The organism is Sphingorhabdus sp., from assembly GCF_046154385.1.
Classification (GTDB): domain Bacteria; phylum Pseudomonadota; class Alphaproteobacteria; order Sphingomonadales; family Sphingomonadaceae; genus Sphingorhabdus_B.
Genome location: NZ_JBJXFW010000015.1, coordinates 1 through 3158, shown reverse-complemented (window position 1 = coordinate 3158; position 3158 = coordinate 1). Strand labels below are relative to the sequence as shown.

Sequence of the window (3158 nt, the reverse complement as noted above, 5' to 3'; positions counted from 1 at the left end):
GGATCATTGTCCTCAATGGCCGCAATCAACAAACCCTTCGCGTCATAAGGCGTTGCCGGGATGACCGTTTTGATACCGCAGACATGGGTAAACAGACTTTCCGGGCTTTGGCTATGCGTTTGCCCGCCGAAAATACCGCCGCCAAAAGGCGACCGGACGGTCATGGGGCAGATGAAATCATTTGCCGACCGATAGCGTATACGCGCCGCTTCGCTGACCAGCTGGTCGAGACCGGGGTAGATATAGTCTGCGAACTGGATTTCGGGGACGGGGCGTAAACCATATGCGGCCATCCCCACGCCGACGCCGATGATACCGCACTCGCTAATCGGCGTGTCAAAGACACGGGTTTTGCCGTGCTTTTTCTGCAAGCCTGCTGTCGCCCGGAATACGCCGCCGAAATAGCCGACATCTTCGCCCATGATGACGACATCTGGATCCTGGCCCAGCATCACATCAAGCGCGCTGTTGATCGCCTCGATCATGTTCATGGTTTTGGTCGCGTCTTCAGACATCAGCGCGCCTCCCATTCCGGGCCGAATTTATCGCGCTGTTCTTCGAGCATCTGGGCACATTGCTCTTTCAAATGCGCGGGCATTTCTTCGAAGACATCTTCAAACATGGTTTCGAACGGATGGTGCAGACCATGGCCCAAAATGCCGTTCTGTTCGGCTTCCTTTTGCTTCGCCTTCACTTCATCTGACAGGCTCGCAACCAGCGCTTCATGCTGTTCGTCGCTCCATTCGCCGGTTGAAATCAAATGCGCCTTTAGCCGGTCGACCGGATCACCCAATGGCCACAGGGCATATTCTTCAGCAGCGCGATAGGCATTAGGATCGTCCGACGTCGAATGCCCCTCCCCACGATAGGTGAAATATTCGATCAAGGTCGGACCATTATTGGTGCGCGCCCGATTGGCCGCCCATTGCATCGCGGCATAGACCGCCAGAACGTCATTTCCGTCAACCCGCAGTCCGGCAATGCCATATCCTATGGCTTTCGCGGCGAAAGTCGTCCGTTCACTCCCCGCAAATCCGGAGAAAGAGGAAATGGCCCATTGATTGTTGACGACCTGAAATATGACTGGCGCATTGTAAACAGCGGCGAACGTCAGTGCACTGTGAAAATCGCCCTCTGCCGTAGACCCGTCGCCACACCATACGGCGGCAATACGTGTGTCTGCCCGCGACGCCGACGCCATCGCCCAACCCACCGCTTGCGGATATTGCGTCGTCAAATTTCCCGAAATACTGAAAAAGCCATAATCCTTGGCCGAATACATGATCGGCAATTGCCGCCCCTTTAACCGGTCCCCGCGGTTGGAGTATATCTGGTTCATCATATCAACCAAAGGATAATCACGTGTTATTAGAATGCCTTGCTGGCGATAGCTCGGAAAACACATATCATCCCGATGCAAAGCCATTGTGGTGGCAACCGAGGTTGCTTCTTCACCGAATGATTTCATGTAAAAGCTTGTCTTGCCCTGCCGCTGCGCGCGGAACATCCGGTCATCAAAGGCGCGCAAGGTCAACATTTTACGCAGCATCAGTCGCAACGTATCGGCGCTCAGGCCGGGGTTCCAGCTACCGGTGGCAGCGTTTCCGTCATCAAGGACCCGAACAAGACCATAAGCCAGCGCATGAATATCCGCAGGCGCGACATGTTCATCAGGACGTGTAATTGCGTCCACTTCGGGGACCACAATGTCGCTGAAATCCGCTTTATCGCCGGGACGGAATTTGGGTTCGGGAACATGCAGATGCAGCGGCGCAAGATTATCCCTTTGATGCTGCCCCATGCTTGTTCCTCCGCCTATGACCCCCTGAACGACTCAGGTAATTTATTGTCTGCGATTGTTATATTATTTCAAGCCTTGCTTTAGGTCAATAGTGCTGACCTATTCCAAATTCAAACGGCAACAGGCGCCGAGATATGCGCCTGCGGAGCGTAATCAACGACATCGAAATCTTCTATCGAAAAGTCAAAAATGCTGGGCGGTGTGCGAAGCAACTTAAGCTTGGGCGTGCCGCATGGTGTGCGTGACAATTGCTCCTCAACAAGATCACTGTGGTTGAGATAAAGATGCACATCACCGCCCTGCCAGATCAGCTCACCCGCCTGATATCCGCAGACGGCGGCAAGCATCCGGGTCAAAAGCGCGGCTGAAAAGGCATTGAAGGCAAAGCCAAGACCGAGATCACAAGATCGCTGAAACAATATGCAGCTTAACACCCCGTCGGCGACATGAAACTGATAGGTTTTGTGGCAAGGCGGCAATGCCATCCTCTCCAATTCAGCCACATTCCACCCTTCGATGATATGCCGCCTTGAACCCGGATTGTTTTTCAGGCTTTCAACAAGCAGGCTGACCTGATTGATGCCTTTATCCATTTTCTGGAACAGTCCTTCGCCCACCGGCTGATAATTGGGCCAGTTCACCCATTGCGCGCCGTAAACAGGACCAAGATCACCCCATTTCTCCGCAAATTCAGCGCTGTCAACAATTTGGGCTTCGAAATCATCCTGCGTGATGTCGCTTCCGGTTTCGCGGCGATAACGGTCAAGCGGCCAGTCGGTCCATATCCGCACTTTTTGCTGCAAAAGCGGACGAATGTTGGTGTTTCCGGTCAAAAACCACAGCATTTCGCGGGCCGCAGTTTTCCAATATACCCGTTTCGTCGTTAGCAAGGGGACGGCATCATCAGCCAATGAAAACCGCATCATCGCGCCAAAAACAGCGCGGGTCCCGACACCGGTCCGGTCGCGCTGAATCGTTCCTTCGGTCCATATCCGCCGCATCAGCGCAAGATATTGATCTTCATAATGCGGCGCAGATGTCATGTCAGGAAGGCTAGAACGTGGCATCGATTCTGGCAACCACCGCTTGCTGATATATAATCGTCTTGAAACCGAAAAACTGCCAAATTATATCAGCATCTCGCAATCGGTATTTTCAGACGAATCCGGTTACGGGTCGGGAAATAGCTCAGCCTGGTAGAGCACTGCCTTCGGGAGGCAGGGGCCGGAGGTTCGAATCCTCTTTTCCCGACCAGATATTTTGCGCACCGTTTTGCTAGCACGAGCCGCTGCCGGAGCATTCGCCCATTGATGAAGCCAGCATAGTGACGGCAAACCTACGGTTGGAGGAAATTATA

3 protein-coding genes and 1 tRNA gene are annotated in these 3158 nt (G+C 53.5%); 1 reads left to right on the top strand and 3 read right to left on the bottom strand.

All coding sequences use genetic code 11. From position 1 onward, the window contains the following. The 3 genes from ACKVOS_RS03405 to thyA all read right to left on the bottom strand — a co-directional run. A partial coding sequence (locus tag ACKVOS_RS03405) for an alpha-ketoacid dehydrogenase subunit beta (RefSeq protein ID WP_409210610.1) occupies nt 1–515 on the bottom strand: 515 nt, incomplete at its 3' end. Next, nucleotides 515–1801 (bottom strand): thiamine pyrophosphate-dependent enzyme, encoded by a 1287-nt coding sequence (locus ACKVOS_RS03400; RefSeq protein WP_409210609.1) that lies wholly within the window; start codon nt 1799–1801, stop codon nt 515–517. The genes ACKVOS_RS03405 and ACKVOS_RS03400, both read right to left, overlap by 1 nt. A gap of 110 nt (nt 1802–1911) precedes the next feature. Beyond that, nucleotides 1912–2868, bottom strand: coding sequence for a thymidylate synthase (gene thyA / locus ACKVOS_RS03395; protein ID WP_409210608.1), 957 nt, complete (start codon nt 2866–2868; stop codon nt 1912–1914). Nucleotides 2869–2978: 110 nt separating this feature from the next. Between thyA and ACKVOS_RS03390 the strand changes: the two genes are divergently transcribed. Continuing rightward, a tRNA-Pro gene (locus ACKVOS_RS03390) sits at nt 2979–3055 on the top strand. Nucleotides 3056–3158: the final 103 nt, after the last annotated feature.

Bases quoted from the DNA above. Each gene is read 5' to 3' on its own strand.
- ACKVOS_RS03400 (WP_409210609.1), bottom strand. From the start codon at position 1,801: ATGGGGCAGCATCAAAGGGATAATCTTGCGCCGCTGCATCTGCATGTT.
- thyA (WP_409210608.1), bottom strand. From the start codon at position 2,868: ATGCCACGTTCTAGCCTTCCTGACATGACATCTGCGCCGCATTATGAA.